Consider the following 25863-nt stretch of genomic DNA (forward strand, 5'->3'; position numbering starts at 1 on the left):
CTCCTTTTGCATCTGCTTTTGTATCGTTTATTTTAATTTAAGCAAGCACATGCTTGATACTAGCTTCGAGAATTTCTAAACCTTTGCTTAATCCTTCCTCATCAATTATTAATGGTGGAAGGAATTTCACCACTTCATCTTTTGGTCCTGCTGTTTCAATGATTAGGCCACGCTTAAATGCTTCAGAACAGATTTCTTCCGCAAGACCATCAACATGCACCGCTATCCCTTGCATCAAGCCTCGTCCACGTACTTCTCCATTTAATTCTGGATATTTTTCAACGATGGATTCGGCAGTCTCTTTCAAGAAGTCTGCGCGCTCCTTAATATTTTCAGAAAAATCATCAGTATCCCAGTAGGTTAGCGCTTCTGTTGCTGCAAGAAATGCCAAGTTGTTGCCACGGAATGTTCCATTATGTTCACCTGGCGTCCACTGGTCATGCTCCGGCTTAATCAATGTAATCGCCATTGGCAGGCCGATTCCGCCAATTGACTTGGACAGGCAGACGATATCTGGATTAATGCCCGCTGGTTCGAAGCTAAAGAATGTTCCAGTTCTTCCGCAACCCGCCTGCACATCATCAATAATCAATAAAATATCAAAGCGATTGCAGATTTCTTCGATTCTTTTCAACCACTCCATTCGAGCAGCATTAATGCCACCTTCCCCTTGAACCGTTTCTAGAATAATTGCAGCCGGTAAATCAACACCTGTACTGCTTCCTTCTAAATAACTTTCCAAATAAATAATCGTATCTTGATCATCGACAAATTGATCAAACGGCATGGATACCGAGTGGTTTAACGGAATTCCCGCACCTTTTCGCTTCGTTGCATTACCAGTTACGGATAGAGACCCGATTGTCATGCCGTGGAAAGCGTTTGTAAAACTGATGACTGTTTCTCTTCCGGTTACTTTTCTTGCAATTTTAAGTGCGCTTTCTACCGTGTTTGTCCCGGTTGGACCTGGAAACATAATTTTATAATCGAGGTTTCGAGGTTTAAGGATGGTTTCCTGAAACTTTTCAAGAAACTTCTTTCGTGGAGTCGTTCCCATATCGAGACTATGCAGAATTCCATCATCCTGTATGTACTCGATTAATTTATCTTGCATCACGTCGTTGTTATGCCCATAATTCAATGCGCCTGCCCCAGCGAAGAAATCAATATACTCCTTGCCATCTGTATCCCATAAACGATAGCCCTTCGCTTTTTCAAAAACCGTCGGCCAGCCGCGGCTATAACTCCTTACTGCTGATTCCAATTCTTCAAAAGTTTTCATTTTCTCGTTATTCATTACTGCTGTTGTCAAATTACTCATCCCTTATCATTTTTTTATTTATTAACAGGCCCAATTCTGTATAGCCATTCTTCTTCATGCGTTTCATCTTCTGCTTCTGGAAAAATTTCCGAGTTAAAGTATTTACTGATCTTATAATTGGCTTGATGTTTCCTCGCAAGACCAATAAATAGATTATTTGAAGCTGTATTCGATGTCGTCACAGTAGTTTCAATATACCGAATTTTCTCGCAAGACTTGCGCTCTAAAAGCTGATTCAGCATTCGCGTCGCCAACCCTTGCCCGCGCTGTGACCCGTGAACAGCAACCTGCCAAATAAATAGTGTGTCGGGATTATCTGGATGAATAAATCCAGATACAAATGCAACAGGCTTTCTAACATACCCCTTTTCTTCAATTGCTACAATGGATGTTTCGGAAAAAATCTCACACCACATAATATAGCTGTAAGAAGAATTCAAATCGAGGTTGCCAGTCTGCTTAATCAGTTCCCAAACAGCTGCCCCATCTTCCTTGTTCGGTTTCCTAAAATGAAGTTCTTTTTTGACAATTGGCTTCTCAGCCGTTTCTAACGTTTTAATGCTTCCACCACCTAAATTAAATTTTAATTTTTAATTCTTTTAAAGCTTAACGTTAATCAAAAATTACGTCAAAACGGATAAATCAGTATATAGTAGGATTAAACAGGTTTAAACTGGATTAGATTACCGTCACGGGCGAATGTCTATAAATAACTGGTAAATAGTAGCTGATTGTCTGCATAACTGCGGATTCAATTTTGGGGGTTCATTAAAAAACTCGCCTTAGAGGTTGATGTAGAGCCACCTAACGGGGTGTTTGTTTTAGCGTGATATTTTTTGTAAATGTTTTGTAATGATTCTTTAAAAAAGATGGAGGCTCACTAGGTAAGAGATATTACGGGAAGTCTCCATCACTAATCTGAAGCAAGCATTCAAAAAGACGTACCAAATACTGTACGTCTATAAAGGGCAATCGATTGAATTTTACTATCAACCATATCTTGTTGCTTTCTATAAATACAAACATTAGATGATTTCTTAGAATACACCCTTTTATTGCTTACCCTAACGAAAACTTCATCTGTAGAATCCACTTTTTTGTAGAATAGGAGGAGGGGTTTCACCCTCCGACCTCTCGTCAAACCGTACGTGCGGTTTTCCCGCATACGGCTTTCTCTTCGTCCGTTCCCCATTTCCGGGAGTGAGTCCTTACTTTATTTCACCCACGAATCAGGAACGGTTGGTGAGTAAGTCGACCATGGATACTAGCCCGGCTTGCGCCAGTACTTATTAGGTATCCTCCAGTTTGATTCCGTTGAACGCCTTTTCCTTATATAAGCCCTCACTCGCATACGTATCCATTCATCAAGCCTCCGGAATTTTCTACGGACATTTCCTATTCTAAAATAGTTGGAAAATCCGCGGATAACTTCATTGAGTTTCCGAATCATTTCTTCAAGGCTTTTCCCTTGTTGTCTCCGGGATAAGTGCCTTATTCTATCCTAGTATTTCCTGACCCTATCCTCTGGAAGAACCATATACTTCCTCCAGAAATCAAATCCTAGGAATCGAAATCCCTCATCAAAATGAACGATTTTTGTCTTTTCAGGGTGCATCGTTAGCTTAAGGTCTTGTTCTAGAATCTTTTCAGCCACTTTATATCATCTGTATAACGAACGACCGGAAACCCTTGTTTTCATTCCCCAATCAAATGTGTTCAGATAGATATTCGCAAGTAGCAGCGAAATCACACCGGCTTGCGGTGATCCTTGATAGGTGTCATGCAACTGATCATCTTCCATGACTCCTGCCTTTAACCACATTTCGATGAGGTCAAGTATTCGCCCTTCAGCGATTCTCAGCTTGACTTTTTCCATCAATAAATCATGTGGAATATTATCAAAATAGGATTGTATATCTAGGTCTACCACATACACATAACCACTTTCCCTTGCACGTTTTACTACATCTAATGCTTGGTGTTGGAAATGTCCCTTCCTGAATCCATAGCTATGCTGATAGAAATTCCTGTCAAACAATGGCTCAATCATTTGTCTGACTGCTTGTTGGACAACTCCATCACGTACAGTTGGTATTCCTAAAGGCCTTTTTGACCCATCACTTTTCGGGATATAGTGGCGTAGTACTGGTTGTGCCTCATATCGATTCTCTTTAAGCAATCGTTGAACTTCTGTTAAGTTTTGATTGAGTTGAGCTTCAAACCATAGAATTGTTTCGCCATCTATTCCTGCACTCCCCTTGTTCACTTTCACGGCATTCCATGCCTCATGTAGAATACTAAGACGGTACACCTTATCTATGATTGAATGATATCTGCGCTTTGGTCTCATCGTTATCACCACCCTCGCGCTTACTCACCATATTGGTCTTATAGTTTCTGCAGGAGACGATTCCTTTCTTGTTCCAACCTATTGGATTGCGTGTTTAGACATAGTCAATCGCTCCTATCCAGTTAGGACGTACTCAGGGCGCAAGTTCATCTATATCCTTACATGGCTTTTCATGTTCGGCGGGACGCGCCCCTTGATGAACCTTTTCATTCAATGCGTTACGCCTCCCACTCACTTCTATTCACAATGTTGACGAAGTAGGTCCCTTCGCCGCCACCTCTGGTTCACATGTTGTTTCGGGCTGGATTTTGCTTGCAGACCTTTCAGATTCCCTCTCGCGAGAGACACCCCTGTCCATCCTTCCTTATTCGAAGAGAATGTTGCTTCGGCTACGGTACTTTAAAGGGATAAAGTTACCTTGTGGATTTCAACCACTAGATTGTGCAACAGTGGGGCACACTAAAAAATTCCGAGCGAATCAATCATTCGGAACCACTTTTTAATTTACTTGTTCGTTTAGTGTATTTTACCCCTATCCTCTGTATTCCATTAACTGTTCATTTAATTCATTTGTCTTCCCATAAACCTCTTTATAGATCTTAAACAATTTCTTATATCGTTCTACATTTTCCGGAATCGGTGAATAGGTCTCGTCTTCTTTCAAAAATTCATTTGCACATTCTTGTAATGAACTAAACCAGCCACAACCATAGGCGGCAAGCATTGCAGCACCTAGACCAGGCCCTTGTTCACTTTGCATCTTTATAATATTCGCATCAAAAATATCAGCTTGCATTTGCAGCCAAGCTTCATTCTTCGCCCCTCCCCCAATAGACACAATCGTATCAATCGTTTTACCGTGGTTACGGAAAATTGCAACGGATTCGTTTAAGGAGTAAGTGATTCCTTCCAAAACAGCACGGGTAAAATGCTTTCTTTCATGCGATGCATCCATTCCAATAAAGCTTCCGCGAATGTTGGCATCAACATGCGGAGTCCTTTCACCTACGATATAGGGGGTAAAAAGAAGGCCATTAGATCCAATCGGAGCTGTTTCAACATCAGCTAACAATTCTTCATAACCGATATCTTCTGCAAAGATATCTTTAAACCAAGACAAACTATAACCCGCTGCAAGTGTTACTCCCATTGTGTAAAAAGCTCCTGGTACTGCGTGGTTAAAATAATGAACTTTCCCTTCAAAATACTTGTCTTCATCCATTTCATAGGACAGAACGACTCCAGATGTCCCTGTACTCACTAATGTTTTTCCATCCTCTAAAATCCCAGAACCGATCGCCCCACATGCATTATCTGCTCCACCTGCGAATACTTTAGTTTTAACACTAAGCCCCGTCGCTTCTGCAATCTCTTTTGTTATCGCACCTACTTCAGCATAAGAATCAACAAGTGGTGGACATATTTCTGGACGAATATCTAAACGTTTACAGATTTCCTCACTCCATGATTTCCTAGCGACATTCAAAAGCAACGTACCTGAAGCATCAGAATATTCCATATGCAGTTCTCCAGTTAATCGATAGCGGACATAGTCTTTCGGTAATATAAAAGCCTTGGTTTGCTCGAACAATTCCGGTTCATGATTTTTCACCCACAGAATCTTTGGTAAAGTAAATCCTTCCAATGCAGGATTTTTAGTAATTTCTAGCAGACGATCCTTCCCTACTCTTTCATAAATTTCCTCACATTCTTTCGTCGTCCTCGTATCATTCCAAAGGATCGCATTTCGTAAAACTTCTCTTTTTTCGTCCAGCAATACTAAGCCATGCATTTGTCCAGAAAAGCTTATACCTTCAATATCTTCCGGATTCCCATTAAATTTTGCTAATAATTCAGCTAATCCTACAACCGTTTGCTCTACCCAATCAGTAGGATTTTGTTCACTATAACCGACTTTTTCTTGGATGAGCGGATAAGACTTTGAAACTTCTTGGGTTACTTCCCCTCGCTGGTTCACTAATAATATTTTAACAGCACTTGTTCCCAAATCTACTCCAATTACATATTTCATCACAGATCTCCCCTTCCAATAAGTACAAAAGACGAAGCCAACTTATATGAAGGGCTTCGTCTTTTTTCACGTTACGTCACTCTTATTTACTAGCAAATGTTGTTAATAAATATTGATTGATCGTTGCCTTCATACTTTCTAATTTTCCGGATTCGTTCTTGATTTCTGTTAAACCTAGTGCATACTCCTCAAGTTTACGTAAGTCCGTGTTGCCCTGCACGATATCAAGACCAATTCCTTGTTGGTAGGATTGATAGCGCTCGCCAATCACGTCTTCAAGGACGTTATCATCGATTAAGCGTTGCGCTACTTTTAAACCAGCCGCAAAGCTGTCCATTCCTGCGATATGTGCATGGAATAAATCTTCCGGTGTAAATGAACCTCGACGAACCTTCGCGTCGAAATTCAATCCTCCGCGACCCAGGCCATCGTTTTTCAATATTTCATACATTGCTAGAACGGTAGAGTAAAGATCTGTCGGGAATTCATCCGTGTCCCACCCAAGTAATGGATGTCCTTGGTTTGCATCGACGGAACCTAACATGCCATGAATTCTAGCATAATGCAATTCATGTTCAAATGTATGACCAGCTAATGTCGCATGGTTAGCTTCAATATTAAATTTGAATATATCTTCCAAGCCATAATGTTGTAAAAATGCATAGCCACTTGCTACGTCAAAATCGTATTGGTGAGAGGTTGGTTCTTTCGGTTTTGGTTCAATCAAGAATTGAGCATCAAAATCAATTTCTTTCGCATAATCTTTCGCCATATGGAATAGACGACCAAGATTATCCATTTCGACCTTCATGTCTGTGTTTAACAGTGTTTCATACCCTTCGCGGCCACCCCAGAATACATAGTTTTCTGCTCCAAGTTCTTTTCCAACTTCTAAGCCTTTTTTCACTTTTGCAGCTGCATAAGCGAACACATCAGCATTGTTCGATGAACCTGCACCGTGTACAAAGCGTGGGTGGCTGAAGTTGTTCACCGTGTTCCAAAGTAGCTTCGTTTTACTGTCTTTCATATAATCTTTAATCATTGCAACGATTGTATCTAAGTTTTCATTAGACTCTTTTAATGAATCCCCTTCTGGTGCGATATCTACATCATGGAATGCGAAGAATGGTGCATTGATTTTTTCAAAGAATTCAAACGCTGCTTCTACACGTGCTTTCGCAAGATCCATCCCTTTATATTTATCCCAAGGTCGAATCGCTGTTCCTGCACCAAATGGGTCCGAGAGGTCTTCCGTAAAAGTATGCCAGTAAGCGATACCGAAGCGTAAGTGTTCTTCCATTGTTTTTCCGTTTATTTCTTCTTCTGGGTTGTAGAACTTGAAGGCATAAGGGTTTGTTGATCTAGGGCCTTCGTAAGTAATGGTATTGATATTCTTAAAATAGGACATAGTAGATACCTCCAAGATGTTCTAGTATTATATATTTCGTTAATATTCGGCCAAACAATAATTCTAGGATAATCTAACCCTTGAATCTGTTTACACACCCTATAAATCAAAGGTTAGGTTACTTTTTTAGTTAAATTCCGGTACTTACTTCGCAGTTAGTACACTTTCAGGTGATAACCAAAACGGGCTATAATATCCAGGGTTTGATGATAACGGAAGTAAGCTATCATCAATATTCAGTCCAATTTCTTCTCTTAAAAACCTCTGTCTAAGCGTAATACGTTTCCAAACTTCCGGGTACTTTTCTGCCAATTGCTTCCGTAAGTTTTCATCAGCGAATACAACACTGTCTTCACAGTTCAAAATAACACCATCGACTAATGGAGCAGGGATAATATCTAACTGAATAGCCATACCAGATTGAATTACATCTTGACTGTTTGGTCGAACTGGCGTATGCAACCATTCATCCATACTTGTCAAGTGACCAGGGTTAAGTGCAGGCCTTAATCCACCTTCAGCTAAAACTTCAGACACTTTTTCAAATAGGTCTCCACCAGAAACCCCAATAGCTGCATATTCATACCAGGCAGCGATTCCTTTAAAATATGGAATGGCTTGCTCATTTAAAAATTCTTCATCATAATCAGCCAGCAAACCAGCTCTACAACTTAGTCCTCCCCAGTAACCTACGGCGGTCGTTACTCCATCACCTTTTGATAGTTCACGGGCTGTCGGGCTGGACAATCCTATAATTTTGTCTTTTCCTGATGAGAACATAATATGAGCGGATAATGGGTCTCCCGCATAACCCATGTTAGAAACAGCTTGGAATTCAGTCATTCCATTGTTTGAACCTTCAATAATTCGATTGACGGCCATCGAAGCACGTGCAGCTCCAAATTCAAGACCTACTATTTCTTCTACTTCATTAATTGCACGTAAACCATCTGTTGGATTCATCAATACTTTTGTAACATCTACTACCGGTTTTTCTATGATACTGTTTATACCGTCTACAATCATAGCTGGGATAAATATATTGGAAGCATGAGGGATTGTTTCTGTTTCCTCAAGATACTTCCATCCAATAACACCTATAGTATCTTCTTTGCTCATCCCGATTTCTCTAAGGATATTATCTAGACGTGGCGCTTGTGTACGATCTTGTCCCAGCAAGCTAAACGACTGAGTCAATAATACTTCAGCATCGACTTTGTTCGCTTTGAAACTATAATCAAAGCCTTCATTCCCGACTAATAAATACTTTTTGTTTTTTGGTCCAATTGCAAGCGCTGCTTCTTCAAACCTAGGATCAAATCCTGATAGGTAGTATAGATTTCCGAAGTGCTCTCTATCACCATATATAAAAATCCAATCACATTTTGCCGCTTCATATAATTTGCTACAGCGTTCTTCATAAACTTCCTTAGGAATCACCGGTCTATCTTCTGGTATTCCAAAGTCAGGCAGCTTGATGTTTTTTAATTCTAAGTTCATTTGTATACGTCTCCTTTATGAATAATATTATTTATAGTAAATTAGTTAAGTAGAACCCTACTAAACTATTACTTATCTAAGAGATAAGCTGGTCTAAGAATATTTTCAAATTCCAGCTCCTCTAAAATCTGATACGTTGCTCCTGGAGTCAGTGCTAATATTTCTAAATTCCGTCAATGTCCGTTTCGTTTCTTAATACATGAAGGATTTTATCTGCAAAATATCGATAAGTCTCTTCTGTTACAGCCCCAGAAGATAAACCGAATGTATGTATCGTTGGAATGGCAGTAGCACCCACTTCTTTAAATATTTCGGTACTTGCAACCCGATCCAACATTTCTTCTCCTTCATAAAGTGTGAAATTATCCTTATCCGTAAGAATGGGTTAAATGTATTTGATTCATGATAGAATCCACCAACTACGATTTTCATTTCCTTCACCTTACCTTCTAGATTTTGTTGGTTGATAGTATTTATCAGGTTCTTTACAATTTATCTTTCCTTTACTAACTGATCTAAGGGGTAAACTGGCCTAGGAATATTTTCATACTCCAGCTCCTCTAAAACCTGATACGTTGCCCCTGGAGTCAATGCTAATATTTCTAATTTTGCAATCGCACTTAACTCTGCAAATAGATAACCTTGTTTCACAACAATAATGTCATACTCTGATAAATCTAATCCGGCGGCTTCGAAATGGCCAATCGTTATAAATGATTCACCACTGTTTGCCACCACTAGGTCGATACTGCCGATGGATATGACATAAACTTCTCCAACTTTTACATCTGTTGAACCTAAGAATCCCATCAAATCGCCTTTTGCCTTTAGAAAACCTTTTACTGGAATGCTCTTACTATACACATCGTAATTAATTCCAACACTCACATGAATTTCATCACCAATGTTGTATTTAGCACATTCTCGAGATGCTTCCTTATCAAAAATAGACGCTATACATATTTTTTTATCTCCTACATCTTTCTGCAAGAACATATCTAACAAGTACGTATATATCCCCATACCTCCGCCAGTCGTATTATCCCCAGAGTCTGTAACAAATACGGGTTTTGAGTCTGCGTTCAAAGCTGTTTGAATTGCCTCTTCCGGTTGAAGAGCAGGAACTGCAAAGCTAAATTCTTCTTTTTTAGAATAAACGTAATCAACTAATTCCTGGGCTTTTTCATTTGCCAGCTCTCTATATTCATCAGATTCCGGTACGACTATCACAGAGGGACTTGAGTTTCTAGTATCTGCCCAGGAAAATCCGATAAAGAAAGAAGCAGTCGCTATCCCATCCAACGCTTCCATTTCCTCTATCTTTCTGTAAATCGATTTTAAAGGTTCTCTCGCCCCTAAGGCTTGTTCTCCACCTATTAACATTGGTAACCTTTTAAAGGCTGGTTTTGGATACGAATTATTTTTCAAGCTTTCTAGCAGAAGCCGTGCTGTAATGATTTCCGTTTCACTCTGGTCTATATGCGGTACCGATCGGTAAGCACGAATAATATTTGCATAATCTGTCAATTCATCCGTATTGTTCGCATGAGCATCAAGTGTTAATGATATAGGGATTTCTCCACCTACTATTTCTCTTATTTCCTTCAATAGTTGCAACTCCGCTGAACCAATCCCTTCGACTGTCATTGCCCCGTGGAGGTGGAGCCATATCGCATCAACTTCGGTTTCCTTTTCTAAAACACCAAGTATCTTATCTGCGAAATATCGATATACTTCGTTCTTCACGACTCCAGACGGTAATCCAAATGCATGGATTGTTGGAATAACTGTAGCTCCAGCCTCTTTAAACACTTTCGTACTGGCAACCTTCTCCAACATTTCATCTCCTTCATGAAGATTAAAATTATCTTTATCTGTTAGAATTGGATTAAACGTATTTGATTCATGAAATAATCCGCCAACTACAATATTCATTTCATCACCTCATGTTTCAGTTTCATTATTGTAAAAAGTGGAGTGATCGTGAGTGATAATCAGGTATTATTTATTCAACTGAATGAATTTCATAATTACCAAAGTCGGCTTTCCCATCACCATATGTAGTTGGGAACGAACCAGTTCAACTACATATGGTGATGGTGAAGCATTAAATACGTATTATAAAATTCATTAAACTAATTCTTTAATAATTTTCGGGTGTAACTTTTCCAGTTTATAGAATAGCAACACAATAACTTGGATAGCAGTTAAAACTATAGGAACTCCAAATGTTATAATCCGAATAACATCAGTAGCTTGACTAGTTATCGCATCCGGATCATATCCTGCAAAAGCTAAAGCGTATCCAACAAATGCCGAACCGATAGCAACACCAAACTTAAGAGCAAAGCTATATCCAGAGAACAGCAGACCTTCTACTCGTTCACCAAACTTCCACTCATGATAGTCAATCGTTTCTGCTAACATCGTTAAGTTCGCAGGATCTCCAAAACCGATAAAGACATTAGCTAAGAAAAACAGGATGACAAATAATAATCCCGTATTCTCACCGAGCATAAAGATGGAGATAAGTAAAATGGTTGCGAGGGTATAAGCAATGATACTTGTATTTCTGCTCCCCCATCTTTTCAGTACGAACAATGCTATTAGGGAACCTACGAAACTAGCTATATTCAATAGTGTCAAATAAAGCGGTGTTTTACCTGGTTGTCCAAGATAATACGTAACATAATAGATGAGCGCTGTATTCATTACTCCCATTCTTAAAAACCAGAATATTGTACTTACAGCAATAATAACCCAGTATTTATTTTTAAACATATTTCGTATGGATGTTGTAACTCTTGCTTGCTGTGTCTGAGCATCCTCAATTCGCTCTTTACAATATTTGAATGTAATGTAAAACAAGCCTACAGCGACTACGGAGAATAACGCCATGGTGATTGGAAAGCCGATTTGTTGATTTCCATTACCGAATAATGTTGCTAAAGGGAGAACTAAGGCTGAAACAGCAATTGCACCAATCGTTCTTCCTATCCCTCGGAAACTATTTAGTTCACCTTTCTCACCTGAATCTCTCGTCATTCTTGTCATGAGTGCACCGTATGGTAAATTAATAGCTGTGTAAATCAACACTAACAAGATATACGTAACATATGCATAGATTAATTTCCCTGTATATGAGAAATCAGGTGTAATAAACATCAAGGTTGCGACAATCCCCAGTGGAATAGGTAAATATAATAAATAGGGGCGCGTTTTTCCATGCTTACTTTTTGTCCTATCGATAACCACACCCATCATTGGATCAGTAATTGCATCCAAAAGCCTTGTTACTAAAAATAGCGTCCCGGCGGCAGCTGCTGTTATGCCAAAAATATCCGTGTAGAAAAAAAGCAAGTAACTTGTGACCATCCCCCAAACAAAGTTAGAAGCAATATCCCCCGCTCCGTAGCTCATTTTTTCCTTTAGGCTCAACTTCCCAGTATTACTGACTCCATTTTGATTTGTGTTTAACGATTCCATCCTATTAGCCTCCTTTTCATTCTTAGAATACATATCAAGAATCTTTTTAGTAGAAATCCTAGCCTGCTTATTCCGCCTTGTCCTCTTCCAACAATTCATAACTTAGTTCATCCAGTGAACTAAGTTTACATAAAAAAATAGTCTCCTCCTTTTAATTTTATGTAAAATTATTCAATCAACCTAATTTTACTTAATAAATCTTTCTTTGTTCATTGATTAAATTAAGTATCTTGTGAATTTTAGTATACAGAAGTATGAAAACGTTGTCAATATAAATAATAGAATTATTTTAAATAATTTTACTTTCTCTTTTTATTCCATCGTCATAAAGTTAACTATAAATTCCTTGGCCTTGATTAATTTTATCATCATTTCTAGTGTACGCTATAATACTTTCCAAACTCACTTTTCAAATTGTATAGCGGTTAAACAAAGTTTATGATAAAATAATGCTATATTATTTAATAGTGGCGAAAGAGGTGAGAGAAAAATCAAAGTAAATAAAACTTGGAATCAGCATATTGTAAAGCAAGAGAACAAATTTCTGGTTTTGAGAACAATAAGAGAAAACTCCAGTATTTCCAGAGCAGATATTGCTACTTCTACCGGGTTAAATAAGGGTACGGTTTCTTCATTAGTGACTGAGCTGTTAAATGATAAATTAATTAGTGAATTGGGACCTGGTGAATCAAGCGGTGGGAGAAAGCCTGTAATGTTACTTTTTAATCAATTAGCTGGTTATACGGTAGGTATTGATTTAGGAGTTAATTATATTCTTGGAGTTTTAACTGACTTACAAGGAAATATATACTTCGAAAAACAAGTGAACTTTACTGCTTTAACCTATGAGGAAATTTTAGAAGAACTATACACGGTAATCGATCTACTCATCTCCACTGCACCAACGAGTCATTATGGCATTATAGGAATAGGGGTCGGTGTGCCAGGTGTTGTTGATTCAGACAAGAAGATTTTACTCGCTCCAAACTTGAATTGGAGGAATGTAGATCTCCGGTCATTACTAGAACAGAAATACCACCTTCCAGTAATTATCGAAAACGAAGCAAATGCAGGAGCATATGGAGAGAAAAAATTCGGTGCTGGTAAATACTTTAACAATATTATTTACGTAAGTGTTGGGGTTGAGGTGTCGGACTTATCTTAAATGGAGAGCTTTATCGGGGGAATAACGGATTTTCCGGTGAATTTGGACATATGACGATTGAGGTTGATGGAGCTAAGTGCAGCTGTGGCAATCAAGGATGTTGGGAATTGTATGCCTCGGAAAAATCCTTAATGTTAGATGCTAAACGTTCGGGGTTAGAGATTGATCCAGATAACCTGACGCTGGAGACTATCACTGATCTCGCCACAATGGGGGATGCTGATGCCATTCAACTCTTCGAAAGAACTGGGAAATACTTAGGTGTTGGGATTAATAACATTATCAACATTTTTAACCCAGAACTAGTAATTATAGGTAACCGCATGGCAAAGGCAGAAACCTGGCTAACGAAACCATTAAATTATTTTATCCATGAACAAACACTATGGTTTAGCCAAAAGGATTTAAAAATTGACTTTTCAACTCTTTTAACCTATTCCACTTGTTTAGGAGTCGCAGCATTTTCTGTTGAAGGTTTTTTGAGAAAACACATTTATAGCGATTCGATTGCCAAACTGAATTGACATGGAACAGCTTAAATTTTAATGGTTACCCCATACGTCCCATTTATATTAATGAAAGAAGTGGGACGTTTTTTAAGAATACTATCTACTAAAGTTCCTCAATATTTACATCAGAAAAAGTAATCGGCGTAAATGCTTCTGGTTTATGGTTATCATCTGATCCAACTGGATCCCAAGCCCAACCTACATTCTTATTTAATCCAACCAGCTTTTCATACCTTGAAAATTGCAGATTCCAAACGTCACCTCTCGTAGGAGGTAATGTTCGGCCATTTGCCAGCCATTTCATTCCTTCCCAAGGGAAGGCTAGTTCTACGGTCCAACCTTTATCTCTATGTGCATGGTCATTTAATTTTCCATCGATATGTACTGCGGATTTTAAACCTGGTAGATCCCAATCTCTAAACGCATATCTTAATCCACGGGGATGTGTCCCTTTCCAAAAATGTATTCCCGTTCTATCGTGGTTACCACCGAATGTGTACATATCACGATCATATAAATCAAATTCTGGGACATCGAACTTGCCCCCCCGATTATAGGCATCTTTCCAAATGAAAAAGACCTCATAAATCGTATTTAATGCATTAATTTCAAATTCATAATAAGTATCTCCGCCATCTATGAATATCTCCACATTATTTTCATTAAATAGCAGACTATCTCTTTCTGTTAATGTTGCATGTACAAAGGGTTCTTCCACCCAAAAACCAATGTATAAATATTCATCATCCCAAAGTACAGCTGATTTCGTATCGTAAAGTGCAGGTTCACCATTTACAATATCTACAAAACGAGAAGATTTAGGAGCTAGCTCCCAAGCTTTTTCATTCAGTTTACCATCTATAACTATTTTTTCTTTTGTTCGATATGCAGTGTATGTCATTTCATTTCTCCTCACAGTATTTTTTAGTTTTTTAAAACTGGGTGAACCGATGGATTGACATGCTCAGTAGGCGTGGTATTTATATCTTTGAAATAATATTTATAATTCTTACAATTATAAGGTTACGCTTTCACCTATGCATTGTCAATAGTTAATTAATTTAATTTATATAGTTTAATAAAAATGAAATGTTCCCTGGTTATAGAGGAATATCCGGAGAAAGGAAATTACTTATCCATTAGTATCAGAACCCTATAATTAAGGATTTGGACAGGGCTACCATACCTTGTTTAAGTTTGTGTATGAAAGTTGGCAACTGAAACTATTGTTATTCAAAATAGTAGGTTGTTATATTGCTCCTTGACTTCAGTTTAATAATTTAATGCAATGATAGCGTAGTTTCCTAGCAATTAAAAAGGATACAGGTTCTACCCGCACCCTCTTCATCTTATTTTTTTGGTTCCAAGTCCTCTAATGAATCAATATCCATATAAGCTGGTACTGCTAATCCAACTTTTGCACCGTCCAAATTTGGCCCAAGATCTTCAAAGTCATCTTCATATTTAGAGTATAATGGTTCATGGGTTGACGGCATCCAAACAGCCATTGAAGCGTCTGCACTTCCTGTTGCGACTGCCTCAAACATAATAGCAGGATCAACTGGTGTAAGTGTTACATCAAACCCTTGCTCTTCTAGAACCCCCTTAGCTACATTAGCTGTAAACGTCGCATCATCCCAAGGGAGCAGCGCGAACTCAATAGAAGTTCCATCCACAGTGGCAACGTTTTCTGTCCATTCTGCAACGGTTTCTTGATTTTCATCAATCCATGTTTGCGCCACTGTTTCATACTCACTGTCCAGCGCTTCTAACAAAGCTTCTTCTACATCTTCCAGTTCAAGTTCTATTCGGTCAATGATAGTGTATGCTTCGGGCATTTCATCCTTTAATCCATTTCTTACAATTGTTCTAATCTCTTCCTCTTCTCCGTATATATTCAGTGGGTCTTCTAAATATTTCAGGTCCCAATTCGCAAACTTATAATGAGGAGACCACGCGGAAAAGATAATCGGCTCTTCATTAGCAATCGCTTCACTTAATTCCGTTAACATGGCACCCGCTGAGGACAGATCTTGTTTCCAGCCTTGAAGACTGTCATATGTCGCCATGGCTTCCTCATTCTTTTCCGTTTGTCCGGCACCTGGCTCCGTTCCAGTTATTGTATATTTCAGTGCCGCACTGACGTTCTCTTGCTTCTCTTCCCCTTCTGCTGCAGTTCCACAACCTGCTGCAAGCAACGTAAAGGAAAGCCCAGCAATTATACCTATTTTCTTAAAATTAACCATAAAAAAACAAACACCCCTATTTCTCTGTTTTGCTGTTCTAATCATATGGGATAATCATTCATATAAAAGAACAACACAATCTATGTTATAGCTTTACAAGATTTAACTCAAACAGAGAATAACGAGCCTAATGCTCATTTTCTGGGCTTATTTTTGAATAGTAAAGTAATCTAGCAGGTTATGTTAGAATATATCGTCCATACTCCATTTAACGGGCCTATCACCAGAACTAGTGACTGTCTACGAGTTGGTTGAGAAATTCCACCACATATCCAGCTATCATCTTGATAAATTTTCATTGGATTATCGATTCTTAAAATGGCATAGTATATAAACAATTCCCCAAAGGTCATTGTCTCTAACCTTTGGGGAATTGTTTAACTTTTCACTTACTCACTCACATTCCCCTCCGCAGGGATTGGACTATCCTTCAGTATCTTCGCTAAGTGAACAATATTATGACTCGCAATCCGTGCATTCTTTTGTGTGAATTCATTATTTTTTCCTTTTGCCTCAATATAGGAAGGGCCTGGACCAGCATCTCCCACCCAGTAAGACAGCGGATTAGGTGGCAAGGAGAATCCAAAATGTCCTAAGCTGAAGAGAATATCTCTCGCCGCATGCTTGGCACCATCTTCATTACCAGTCACTACAGCACCGGCAACCTTATTATAATAGACAGGCTGTCCTTTATCATTCGTCTTAGAGCCAGAACCGCTAATCCGTTCCAGAACCATTTTAGCAACACTGCTCTTTTCACCAATCCACAAGGGTGTGCCAAAGAGCAGAATATCAGCATTTTTTATTTTCTCCGCGATTACTGGCCACTCGTCTCCATCGCCCATATCCGCCTCGACTCCAAACGCTATATTGTAATCAACTACCCGAACCGTTTCTGTTTCGATTTGCTTTTCTTTAAAGACATCAATAAATTCCTGTAATAAAGCATCCGTATTGGATACTTCATTAGAAGGTTTTAGAGAACAGTTTAAGATTAATGCTTTCACAAAGACACTCCCTTTTATCAATATATATAGTTTCTTCCCGATTTGTGTTATTATAATCGTTTACCAGAATCACTCTATGAAAGAAATAATATGTTTTAAATTCAATGAATTGTGGTAAATGTCGATAGGTAATGCACACGAAAATAAAAAGGAACAAGACACTTAACCCCTTCCTGTCTACCCTTTGCTTTTTCATTGAGCTTTCAACCAACTCCCATTACACTAATAGAAAGTCAACCAACTCCTATGCAGAAAGGACATTACTCCTAATGATTTCATTTGAAAATGTTACGAAGCAATATAATGGTGATACTCTTGCAGCAGATGCCATCAACTTTACAGTTAATAAAGGGGAATTTTTTGTATTAATTGGTCCGAGTGGCAGCGGTAAGACAACGACGCTAAAAATGATCAATCGCCTCATCCCCTTGACAACTGGAACCATTTATATGGATGGAAAAAGGATTAGCGACTATAAGATCGATGAACTTCGCTGGAATATCGGATATGTCTTACAGCAGATTGCGCTATTTCCACATATGACGATTGAAGAAAACATTGCAATTGTGCCTGAGCTCAAACAATGGGACAAAGAAAAAATCCGCAATCGTGTAACAGAATTATTGGATATGGTAGGTCTTGACCCTACTACTTACCGGAGCCGGATGCCCCATGAGCTTTCTGGCGGGGAGCAGCAGCGGGTAGGTGTGGTTCGTGCTTTAGCAGCCGACCCGGAAATCATATTAATGGACGAGCCATTCAGTGCGCTAGATCCCATCAGCCGGGAAAAATTGCAAGAGGATATCATTCACTTGCAGCGGACGATTAAGAAAACAATTGTATTTGTTACCCACGACATTCAAGAAGCACTGAAACTGGCAGATCGGATTTGTTTAATGAAGGAAGGGAAACTCATTCAGTTAGGAACACCGGACGAATTAATAAATGAGCCAGCGAATGACTTTGTCCGCGATTTCGTAGGAAGTGCTAGTCACCTGGGGACAGATTTTGATTTAGAACAATACATTCATCCCATCCCCAATCTGACAGGGCAGGAACCCTCCGCTATTTCCGCTTCCGCAACATTGGCCGAAGTGTTAGACCGGTTATCCGAACATGATTCACTTTCCGTAGAAAAAAACGGTGTTCCGATTGGTGTAGTCAATCGGCAAATCATGATTGATTATTTCTCCCAGCATATAACGAGAGGGGGAGATAGCGATGAATAACTTGATTAAAGTATTCCAAAATCGCCAGCATGAATTGTTCCAAGCACTTATTGAACATATTCAAATTTCGTTTATTGCGCTCTTTTTTGCAGTCTTAATTGCTGTACCATTAGGGATTTATTTAACGAAAAAAGTTCGTGTTGCCGAGAGCATCATCGGGATTGCTGCGATGTTGCAGACGATTCCTTCCTTAGCATTACTCGGCTTGTTCATTCCTTTGCTTGGGATTGGTAAAGTTCCTGCTATTATTGCGTTGGTCATCTATGCTTTACTACCCATTCTCCGCAACACGTACACTGGAATTAAAGAAGTGGATGCCTCTTTAATTGAAGCGGCGATGGCAATGGGGATGAACACAAGAAAAAGATTGTTGAAAGTGGAATTACCGCTTGCGATGCCAGTGATTATGGCAGGAATTCGGACGGCAATGGTATTAATTATTGGAACGGCAACCCTTGCTGCATTAATCGGTGCAGGGGGATTAGGGGATTTAATTCTGCTTGGAATCAATCGGAATAATTCTGCACTTATTTTACTTGGAGCTATTCCAGCAGCTTTACTTGCAATTTTATTTGACCTTGTACTACGCGGTATCCAAAAGCTTTCGTATAAAAAGACACTTGTAACGATTGGAATCATTGTTGTCTTTACATTCGGTATATCCGTTCTTCCCAATTTACTCGCTGGAGACGAAGAAACAATCATAATTGGGGGCAAATTAGGTCCCGAGCCTGAGATTTTAATTAATATGTATAAGATTCTAATTGAAGACGAAACCGATTTGAACGTGGAATTAGAGCCTAGCCTTGGGAAAACAACCTTTTTATTCAATGCTTTAGAGTCCGGAAACATCGATATCTATCCAGAATTTACAGGGACGGCAATAACCCAATTTCTAGATGAAACCCCGGTTAGCAATGATAAACAGGAAGTGTACGAACAAGCGAAATCCGGCTTACTCGAGCATAACAATTTAGTCCTGTTAGAACCGATGGATTATAATAATACGTATACACTAGCTGTATCGGAAGAGTTTACCCGCGAGCACAACATAGAATCAATTTCTGATTTACAGGGGTTAGAAAATGAAGTGAAAGCTGGATTCACCTTGGAATTTACAGATCGCGAAGATGGATATGTTGGTATTCAAGAGCTTTATGGCCTCGAATTCCCTGATCTCGTGACAATGGAACCGAAATTGCGTTATACAGCGATTGAGCAAGGGGATATTAATGTATTGGATGCTTATTCTACTGATAGTGAGCTGAGGCGTTATAATCTCACCGTATTGGAGGATGATTTAGAATTATTCCCGCCTTATCAAGGTGCTGCTTTACTGAGAAGTGAAACACTCGAGGAATATCCGGAACTGGAAGGTATCTTAAATCAGTTAGCTGGGAAAATAACGGATGAGGAGATGCGAGAGATGAATTATCAGGTGGCAGTGGAAGGAAGAAGTGCTGCAGAAGTCGCGCGGGAATTTTTAGAGAATGAGGGGCTCCATACAAATTAATGCAGAAAATCGGTTTCTCAATGATAGAAACCGATTTTCTATGTATTCCATGATTAAATTTAGGATAACTTTGCCAGAATCTCACGGATAAACACAGGCTCATCTTTAGGTGTACGTGAGGTAATCAAATTTTCACTAACCACAACTTCTTTATCGTGATAAGTCGCGCCTGCTAGTTTTACATCATCGCGAATTCCGATGAAGCATGTTGCTTCTTTTCCTTTTAGAATGTCCGCACTGATCATGATTTGTGGTCCATGACAGATACCAGCAATTAATTTGTCGTCTTGATTGATTTCCTTCACAAAACGAATAACATCATCATTGACACGCAATGCTTCCGGAGCGCCTCCACCTGGGATAATAACCGCATCGAACTCATTAGCGTTTGCCTCAGATGCCGCAAGATCAGCAGTATAGGAGACTGTTCCTTTTTTCCCGTCGCATTGTGCACCTTTTTCCAAACCAATAATAATTGCTTCGTGCCCTGCTTCTTTAATAGCTTCATATGGATTTTTCATTTCGGAATCCTCAAATCCGCTCGCCAAAAGAAATGCTACCTTTGCCATACTAACTACCTCCAGCTCATTTATATTTACGAAATTATTATAATTTACGATTGAGAAATTAGCAAAGCAACTGCTTAAAATAAGACTAAATTATAATAAATATTTTGGAGTTGATAAATTTCTAATTCTCAAGTGCCTAGAATTAAGATACAGATTAATCTTTTCTATATAGTTGTGCATCATGAACAAAAGCAATTATCACGATGTCTTCATCGCGTATTTATAGATTAGACGGTAACGATGAATGAATATTTCTCTAACATCATCATCATTATGCTCAGGGACTATCCTCCCTCTACTAGCGAAGTGGCTCAATGTTCTAGACTGTTCTTTCACTTTATGATAAAAAGTGATTGCGTATGCAAGCGAATCATCATATATGTAAGCGACTGCTATTTGTTAACGATTTTGTAAGATATACACGCAACAACAGATAGCTATGCAAGAAGCAAGCCAAACCATATCATAAAGTATAATCCCACTCGGTAATTTAAATAACGAGTGGGATTTTAAGAAAGAGTTTACTCCCCATCAATAATCTCCCTATACTCTTCTTCCGACATATTCAAAGCTTCCGCAGAATACTTTTTCCCTTTTTCCTCATATACTTTCCTAAAAGATTCATCCAGCTCCTCAGCTGTAATGATGCCTTTTTCGATTAATAGATTTGCAAGTGCTTCCGTCGCTACACGTTCTTTTACAATTTGACCGAACATCCTGCCCATCGCTGCACTTAACTCGGTTTTGTCTTCATTCATTTTCTCTCCTCCTACCAGAAAATATACAAAATAAGAGATGAAAAGTTATTTTGTCATGCTACTATTTTTCATCTTGTTAGTCAACATTTTGTTTCAAACTGAGGTAGTCATTCCACCGACAAATAAATCCCTATAATCAAATCTCCTCTAATGTTGCAGTCATTCTACTTGAATTTCATCTAACCCTCTAAACTTCAAATCGTCCCGATCCATTTTTAAGATCGGGACGATTGGAAGTTCATGCAGATGAATAACTTACTTAATAAACAACTCCCTCGGAAACTGTGTTATCGTTTCACACCCTTTCCCCGTAACACGTAACGTTTCCGTAATTGCAACACCATAACCGTCCAGCCACATACCTGGCATCATATGAAACGTCATATTTTGTTTTAAAACCGTTTGATCACCCGGTCTGAAATAAGCCGTATCTTCCGACCAACTCGGTGGATAACCGATACCGACTGCATAACCCAGTCTGGATTCTTTTTCGAGTCCATACTTATTTATTTCTTTTTGCCAAACACGCTCCACCTCTTCACACGTAACACCTGGTTTAATAGTCGCAAGAGCGATGTTCAAACTTTCTATTACAATTTTAGTAGTTTCTACTAATTGTTTTGGGGGTTCTCCAATAAATACAGTTCTAGCGAGTGGTGCATGATAGCGCTTATAGCAACCGGATATTTCGATATATACCGGTTGATTATTTTGATATTTCCCTTCTGTCGTCCATGAGAAATGGGCTCCCGCTGTTCGGTCTCCAGTTGGCATAATTGCCGCTAATGCGGGATACTCACCACCAAACGCATCTGTTCCTTCTATTAAATCGTGATATATTCCTGCTGCAACATCCGTCTCTCTGATGCCAACATCAATTTTTCTAATTGCATTGCGCATCGTTTTTTCTACTATTCTCGCTGCAACTTGCATATATTCCAATTCCGTTTTTGTCTTTTCCGCTCTTACCCAACTTACGAGTTTCGTAGCATCCAAAAATTGCGCATTTGGCAAGGCTTCGAGTAATTTATTTTTCCAATGCGCATTAAAATAATAAGCATCATACTCCAGACCAATTCTTTTATTTTGCAATCCTTTTTCCGTTAAAACATCCCCAATAAAATTCATGACATGTAATTGTTTTGGTTCCCATAAATATTTATCAGGATAGGCAATAATATGTTCCTCGGACATCCATGTTGTTTCGATCGCACAATGCCGATCCATGAATCGAATGATGGCGATTGGTTCTTCTATTTCTAATGCCAGAATAACGCCCTGAGGGACATAATAAGATATTGCATCATAGCCTGTTACATAGTTTATATTGGATGGATCCGTTATTAATAATACTTCTATTCCCCGCTTTTCCATCACACGCTTAACTTTTTGAACTCTTTCCTCATATTCAATTTTTTTAAACGCTAACAATTCAACCCCCTCCAGTCAGTATGGATAAATCCACCTATATGAGCTCAACTAGATTTTTTATCAAACGTTTTCCTGTAATTTTGATTTGGTACGGGTACTCTATTAGACATACTTGACTCTAAAGCCATGAAAGCTGGCTTAGAGTTGAGTTCTATTAGACATAATATGCTCTAATTCCACGAAAGCTAGCTTAGAGATGAGTTCTATTAGACATAATAACCTCTAATTCCACGAAAGCTGCCTCAGAGAGGAGTTCTATTAGACATAGTAAGCTCTAAAGCCGCGAAAACCGTCTCTTAGACTAACTCATGGAAGAGTTCCACCGGACAAAAGAGAATTTCAAGCAACATCACTTTCTAATAGATGGCTCTGCTCCTAGACAGCAGTGAAAAACTTAAGTTCAGCATATATATTATTTTATGACTGCTTTGATCGAATCGTTAACAATGGTTACCATATCGTCAACTTGCTTTTTATTAATGATGAACGGTGGAGCGAATGCTAAAGTATCTTGACCTCCATAGACAACCGAACGGCAAATCAATCCTCTTTTTAAAGCTTCAGCCACTACTTTTGGTCCAATCGGTTCTACTGCAGCTGACTCTCTTTCCAGGCTGATCGCTCCGAGTAATCCGATCCCTCTCACATCTAGCACGTTCTCGTTTTGCTCTTGAATCCATTTAAATCCGTTAAGCATTTCCTGACCCATCGTGCGGACATTTTCGATTAAGTTTTCCCTTTCAATAATTTCGAGATTCTTAAGTGCAACAGCTGCAGCGGTCGGATGGCCACTATACGTGTAACCGTGCCAGAAGTTTCCTTGTGTATTTTCATAGATTTCTTTGTGAAGCTTTTCAGAAATAACCATTCCGCCGAGCGGGGCATAACCGCTTGTTACCCCTTTGGCCATCGTAATAATATCAGGTACAATCTCGAAGTTTTCCATTCCAAAGTTTGTTCCAGTGCGTCCGAATCCGCAGATGACTTCATCTGCAATCATCAGAATATCATGTTCATCACATATTTTACGTACCTCTTCAAAATAGCCCTCGGGTGGTAAGTTTACGCCTCCTGAACCTTGCACGGGCTCGGAAATAAAGGCTGCAATAGTATCTGCTCCTTCTTTTTCAATCCTATCTTTTAATGCATCGAGCGTACTATCGACATAATAAAAATCCGGTGCAATCGAAGTCGTAAACGTATGGAACTCCGGGATTCCCGTTGCACTTGTGGCACCCATCGCAACCCCATGGTACGACTGTTTTCTGGAAATAATTTTTCTCTTTTCTGGACGTCCCTTTATTTTCCAATAATGCCGAACAGTTTTGAAGGCGGTATCATTTGCTTCCGAACCACCTGAGGTAAAAAAGGTTACATTTAAGTCACCTGGCGTCCATTTCGCTATTCTCTCTGCAAGGCGGATGACAGGCTCGTGGCTCCAATTGCTAAATGTAGATGTAAAAGCTAGTTTTCCCATTTGCTCTTTTGCTACTTCTCCAAGCTCCTCCCTGCCATGACCTATATTGACATTCCAAAGCGAAGATAAACTGTCCATTAATTGTCTGCCTTCAACATCTTTTAAATAAATGCCGTCTCCTTCCGTAAAAATAAAGGCGGGCCCTTGTTCTTGTAATTGTTTCATATTAGAGGTCGGATGAATAAAATGCTTTTTATCCAGTTCTGTCAATTCCTGTTTCAACTCGTTACCGGTTAAAGATGAAGTCATTTTTATATCCTCCTTATGAATGAACGGAGCTTCCGTCCGATGAATAACTATACATGGGAGATTCAACTATTACCTTCTCAACTTTCACAGACTGAAACAGTAAGCTATCCCTTCGTGTGATCAGTCATTCATTTTGATGTGTATTACATACTATTTTCTAGTGAAAAGCTTAAGTTATTTTAAATTAAAATTCACAACTTTAGGTTCGGTCATTTCTTGCATCGTAGATCTTACTCCCTCACGTCCCATTCCTGATCCCTTCACGCCGCCAAATGGCATTGCGTCAATACGGTAATCACTGCTGTCATTGATCATGATACCGCCAACCTCTAATCGCTTAATGGCCGTGAATGCAAGATCAATATCTTTCGTAAAAATTCCTGCTTGCAGTCCGTAATTGACATGGTTTGCTTTTTCAATCGCTTCATCGAGGGTTTCAACTGGAAACAAAATCACGACGGGACCAAAGATTTCTTCTTTTGCTATCTTAGCATCTGCCGGAACATCTGTTAGAACCGTCGGGGAATAAAAGGCACGATTCCGCTTTCCGCCAGCTAAAAGGGTTGCCTCTCCTTCGAGCGCTTCTGCCACCCATTCCTCTACTCGAATTGCTTCTTTTTCTGTAATCAATGGTCCCATATCCGTAGTCACATCTTTTTTATCGCCAACTTTAAATTGATTCGCCTGTTCGACGAATTTTTCCACAAAGGAATCAAACTGCTCTTTTTCAATGAAAATTCGTTGTACCCCTAAACAATTTTGCCCGACTGCTCCAAATGCACCCGTAATGCAACTGCTAACTGCTGCGTCAATATCCGCATCTTTTAAAACAATGACTGGTGAATTGGAGCCTAATTCCATGCTTAGTTTCTTTAACCCCGCAATTCTTGCTATTCTTTCTCCAGTTTCAAGCCCACCAGTGAACGAAACCATTCGAATCGATGGGTGCATAACCAATACATCACCAATCTCACTACCACTTCCGGTTACAACAGAAAGAATTTTACTCGGCAGTCCAGCAGCATCAAAAGCTTCTGCTAATAGTAGGGCACTTAGTGGTGTTAAAGTCGCTGGTTTAACGATAATCGCATTTCCAGATGCAATCGCTGGACCAACTTTATGTGCGACTAAATTTAATGGGTCATTAAAAGGGGTGATCGCTGCGATAATTCCAACTGGAAAATGATAATAATATCCTACACGATTTTCATGTCCCGGCATTTGATCAAAAGCAATGGTCTCCCCATTCATTCGTCTAGCCTCTTCCGCCGATACGCGTAATGTCGTAATGCATCTGGAGACTTCCTTTCTTGCCTCCGTTATTGTTTTACTCCCTTCTCGTGCAATTATTTCTGCATACCTTTCACTTTTTCGAGCGATATAATCCGCCGCTTTCTGAATGACAGAAATCCGCTCATGGACGGGCATATTTGCTGCTGTTTTTGCGCCTTCTTCTGCCGCTTGAATTGCTCGTAACATATCCGCTTTGGAAGCTTTTGGCACCGTTGTAATGACCGTATTATCTTGAGGGTCGTATACCGTGATTGTTTCTTCTCTTCCCAGCCATTTTCCACCTAGAAGCATCTTTTTCCCTTTGGTAACGGTCTCCATAT

The 25863-nt window shown here is 39.2% G+C and carries 22 protein-coding genes; 4 read left to right on the plus strand and 18 right to left on the minus strand.

Annotated features, from left to right (window positions below; genetic code table 11):
• Positions 1-37: 37 nt before the first annotated feature.
• The 10 genes from ectB to L3V42_RS02220 form a co-directional block, all read right to left on the minus strand.
• Positions 38-1297, minus strand: a complete 1260-nt coding sequence (gene ectB / locus L3V42_RS02180; protein WP_238471444.1) for a diaminobutyrate--2-oxoglutarate transaminase — start codon at positions 1295-1297, stop codon at positions 38-40.
• A 38-nt stretch (positions 1298-1335) separates the two neighbouring features.
• On the minus strand, positions 1336-1881 hold the full coding sequence (ectA, locus tag L3V42_RS02185) for a diaminobutyrate acetyltransferase (RefSeq protein ID WP_235762116.1): 546 nt from the start codon (positions 1879-1881) through the stop codon (positions 1336-1338).
• Between the two features lie 704 nt (positions 1882-2585).
• Positions 2586-2816: a group II intron maturase-specific domain-containing protein gene (locus tag L3V42_RS18455; RefSeq protein WP_369412832.1), complete on the minus strand. Its 231-nt coding sequence runs from the start codon at positions 2814-2816 to the stop codon at positions 2586-2588.
• A gap of 165 nt (positions 2817-2981) precedes the next feature.
• The gene (locus tag L3V42_RS02190) at positions 2982-3671 is read right to left on the minus strand and encodes a reverse transcriptase domain-containing protein (RefSeq protein ID WP_238471159.1); all 690 of its coding nucleotides are present in this window, start codon (positions 3669-3671) and stop codon (positions 2982-2984) included.
• Between the two features lie 532 nt (positions 3672-4203).
• The gene (gene xylB, locus L3V42_RS02195) at positions 4204-5703 is read right to left on the minus strand and encodes a xylulokinase (RefSeq protein ID WP_238471160.1); all 1500 of its coding nucleotides are present in this window, start codon (positions 5701-5703) and stop codon (positions 4204-4206) included.
• Positions 5704-5785: 82 nt separating this feature from the next.
• The gene (gene xylA, locus L3V42_RS02200; protein ID WP_238471161.1) at positions 5786-7111 is read right to left on the minus strand and encodes a xylose isomerase; all 1326 of its coding nucleotides are present in this window, start codon (positions 7109-7111) and stop codon (positions 5786-5788) included.
• A gap of 144 nt (positions 7112-7255) precedes the next feature.
• Positions 7256-8611 (minus strand): M24 family metallopeptidase, encoded by a 1356-nt coding sequence (locus L3V42_RS02205; protein WP_235762000.1) that lies wholly within the window; start codon positions 8609-8611, stop codon positions 7256-7258.
• A gap of 163 nt (positions 8612-8774) precedes the next feature.
• Positions 8775-8993, minus strand: coding sequence for a M81 family metallopeptidase (locus L3V42_RS02210; protein WP_310739796.1), 219 nt, complete (start codon positions 8991-8993; stop codon positions 8775-8777).
• Positions 8994-9103: 110 nt separating this feature from the next.
• Entirely contained in the window at positions 9104-10546 is a 1443-nt protein-coding gene (locus L3V42_RS02215; RefSeq protein WP_238471162.1) for a M81 family metallopeptidase, read from the minus strand.
• 195 nt (positions 10547-10741) lie between these two features.
• Positions 10742-12097 carry an MFS transporter gene (locus tag L3V42_RS02220; protein ID WP_235761997.1) on the minus strand — a complete coding sequence of 452 codons (1356 nt, stop codon included), beginning with the start codon at positions 12095-12097 and terminating at the stop codon, positions 10742-10744.
• Positions 12098-12647: 550 nt separating this feature from the next.
• Here L3V42_RS02220 and L3V42_RS18460 point away from each other — a divergent pair.
• Both L3V42_RS18460 and L3V42_RS18465 read left to right on the plus strand, forming a co-directional pair.
• On the plus strand, positions 12648-13262 hold the full coding sequence (locus tag L3V42_RS18460) for an ROK family transcriptional regulator (RefSeq protein WP_369412814.1): 615 nt from the start codon (positions 12648-12650) through the stop codon (positions 13260-13262).
• A complete protein-coding gene (locus tag L3V42_RS18465; protein ID WP_369412833.1) occupies positions 13256-13786 on the plus strand; it encodes an ROK family protein in 531 nt (176 codons plus the stop codon). Before L3V42_RS18460 ends, L3V42_RS18465 begins: the two co-directional genes overlap by 7 nt.
• Positions 13787-13874: 88 nt before the next feature.
• Here L3V42_RS18465 and L3V42_RS02230 read toward each other — a convergent pair whose 3' ends face one another.
• The 3 genes from L3V42_RS02230 to L3V42_RS02240 all read right to left on the minus strand — a co-directional run bounded on the left by L3V42_RS02230 (position 13875) and on the right by L3V42_RS02240 (position 17024).
• The gene (locus tag L3V42_RS02230; protein ID WP_235761996.1) at positions 13875-14672 is read right to left on the minus strand and encodes a carbohydrate-binding family 9-like protein; all 798 of its coding nucleotides are present in this window, start codon (positions 14670-14672) and stop codon (positions 13875-13877) included.
• A gap of 448 nt (positions 14673-15120) precedes the next feature.
• Complete coding sequence (locus tag L3V42_RS02235; protein ID WP_238471163.1) at positions 15121-16017, minus strand: glycine betaine ABC transporter substrate-binding protein; 897 nt, start codon at positions 16015-16017, stop codon at positions 15121-15123.
• 389 nt (positions 16018-16406) lie between these two features.
• Complete coding sequence (locus tag L3V42_RS02240) at positions 16407-17024, minus strand: flavodoxin family protein (RefSeq protein WP_238471164.1); 618 nt, start codon at positions 17022-17024, stop codon at positions 16407-16409.
• A 269-nt stretch (positions 17025-17293) separates the two neighbouring features.
• Between L3V42_RS02240 and L3V42_RS02245 the strand changes: the two genes are divergently transcribed.
• Together L3V42_RS02245 and opuFB are read left to right on the plus strand one after the other, a co-directional pair.
• The gene (locus L3V42_RS02245) at positions 17294-18253 is read left to right on the plus strand and encodes an ABC transporter ATP-binding protein (protein ID WP_238471165.1); all 960 of its coding nucleotides are present in this window, start codon (positions 17294-17296) and stop codon (positions 18251-18253) included.
• Positions 18246-19766: an osmoprotectant update ABC transporter permease/substrate-binding subunit OpuFB gene (gene opuFB, locus L3V42_RS02250; RefSeq protein ID WP_238471166.1), complete on the plus strand. Its 1521-nt coding sequence runs from the start codon at positions 18246-18248 to the stop codon at positions 19764-19766. Before L3V42_RS02245 ends, opuFB begins: the two co-directional genes overlap by 8 nt.
• Positions 19767-19825: 59 nt before the next feature.
• On the opposite strand, the gene L3V42_RS02255 is transcribed toward opuFB, so the two are convergent.
• From L3V42_RS02255 to L3V42_RS02275, 5 genes are all read right to left on the minus strand, one after another.
• Positions 19826-20335, minus strand: coding sequence for a type 1 glutamine amidotransferase domain-containing protein (locus L3V42_RS02255; protein ID WP_235761991.1), 510 nt, complete (start codon positions 20333-20335; stop codon positions 19826-19828).
• Positions 20336-20856: 521 nt separating this feature from the next.
• Positions 20857-21093, minus strand: a complete 237-nt coding sequence (locus L3V42_RS02260) for a nitrile hydratase subunit beta (RefSeq protein WP_235761990.1) — start codon at positions 21091-21093, stop codon at positions 20857-20859.
• Positions 21094-21348: 255 nt separating this feature from the next.
• A complete protein-coding gene (locus L3V42_RS02265) occupies positions 21349-22524 on the minus strand; it encodes a M24 family metallopeptidase (RefSeq protein ID WP_235761989.1) in 1176 nt (391 codons plus the stop codon).
• A gap of 412 nt (positions 22525-22936) precedes the next feature.
• Positions 22937-24250, minus strand: a complete 1314-nt coding sequence (locus tag L3V42_RS02270) for an aminotransferase family protein (protein ID WP_238471167.1) — start codon at positions 24248-24250, stop codon at positions 22937-22939.
• 174 nt (positions 24251-24424) lie between these two features.
• On the minus strand, positions 24425-25861 hold the full coding sequence (locus tag L3V42_RS02275; protein WP_238471168.1) for an aldehyde dehydrogenase family protein: 1437 nt from the start codon (positions 25859-25861) through the stop codon (positions 24425-24427).
• Between the last annotated feature and the right edge of the window lie 2 nt (positions 25862-25863).

It is taken from the genome of Oceanobacillus alkalisoli, from assembly GCF_022213125.1.
GTDB lineage: Bacteria > Bacillota > Bacilli > Bacillales > Amphibacillaceae > Oceanobacillus > Oceanobacillus alkalisoli.

What these genes read in the sequence shown, in the direction of transcription:
- ectB (WP_238471444.1), bottom strand. Translation starts at nt 1,297, where the DNA reads ATGAATAACGAGAAAATGAAAACTTTTGAAGAATTGGAATCAGCAGTA.
- L3V42_RS02190 (WP_238471159.1), bottom strand. Translation starts at nt 3,671, where the DNA reads ATGAGACCAAAGCGCAGATATCATTCAATCATAGATAAGGTGTACCGT.
- xylB (WP_238471160.1), bottom strand. Translation starts at nt 5,703, where the DNA reads ATGAAATATGTAATTGGAGTAGATTTGGGAACAAGTGCTGTTAAAATA.
- xylA (WP_238471161.1), bottom strand. Translation starts at nt 7,111, where the DNA reads ATGTCCTATTTTAAGAATATCAATACCATTACTTACGAAGGCCCTAGA.
- L3V42_RS02205 (WP_235762000.1), bottom strand. Translation starts at nt 8,611, where the DNA reads ATGAACTTAGAATTAAAAAACATCAAGCTGCCTGACTTTGGAATACCA.
- L3V42_RS02215 (WP_238471162.1), bottom strand. Translation starts at nt 10,546, where the DNA reads ATGAATATTGTAGTTGGCGGATTATTTCATGAATCAAATACGTTTAAT.
- L3V42_RS02220 (WP_235761997.1), bottom strand. Translation starts at nt 12,097, where the DNA reads ATGGAATCGTTAAACACAAATCAAAATGGAGTCAGTAATACTGGGAAG.
- L3V42_RS02230 (WP_235761996.1), bottom strand. Translation starts at nt 14,672, where the DNA reads ATGACATACACTGCATATCGAACAAAAGAAAAAATAGTTATAGATGGT.
- L3V42_RS02235 (WP_238471163.1), bottom strand. Translation starts at nt 16,017, where the DNA reads ATGGTTAATTTTAAGAAAATAGGTATAATTGCTGGGCTTTCCTTTACG.
- L3V42_RS02245 (WP_238471165.1), top strand. Translation starts at nt 17,294, where the DNA reads ATGATTTCATTTGAAAATGTTACGAAGCAATATAATGGTGATACTCTT.
- opuFB (WP_238471166.1), top strand. Translation starts at nt 18,246, where the DNA reads ATGAATAACTTGATTAAAGTATTCCAAAATCGCCAGCATGAATTGTTC.
- L3V42_RS02255 (WP_235761991.1), bottom strand. Translation starts at nt 20,335, where the DNA reads ATGGCAAAGGTAGCATTTCTTTTGGCGAGCGGATTTGAGGATTCCGAA.
- L3V42_RS02260 (WP_235761990.1), bottom strand. Translation starts at nt 21,093, where the DNA reads ATGAATGAAGACAAAACCGAGTTAAGTGCAGCGATGGGCAGGATGTTC.
- L3V42_RS02270 (WP_238471167.1), bottom strand. Translation starts at nt 24,250, where the DNA reads ATGACTTCATCTTTAACCGGTAACGAGTTGAAACAGGAATTGACAGAA.
- L3V42_RS02275 (WP_238471168.1), bottom strand. Translation starts at nt 25,861, where the DNA reads ATGGAGACCGTTACCAAAGGGAAAAAGATGCTTCTAGGTGGAAAATGG.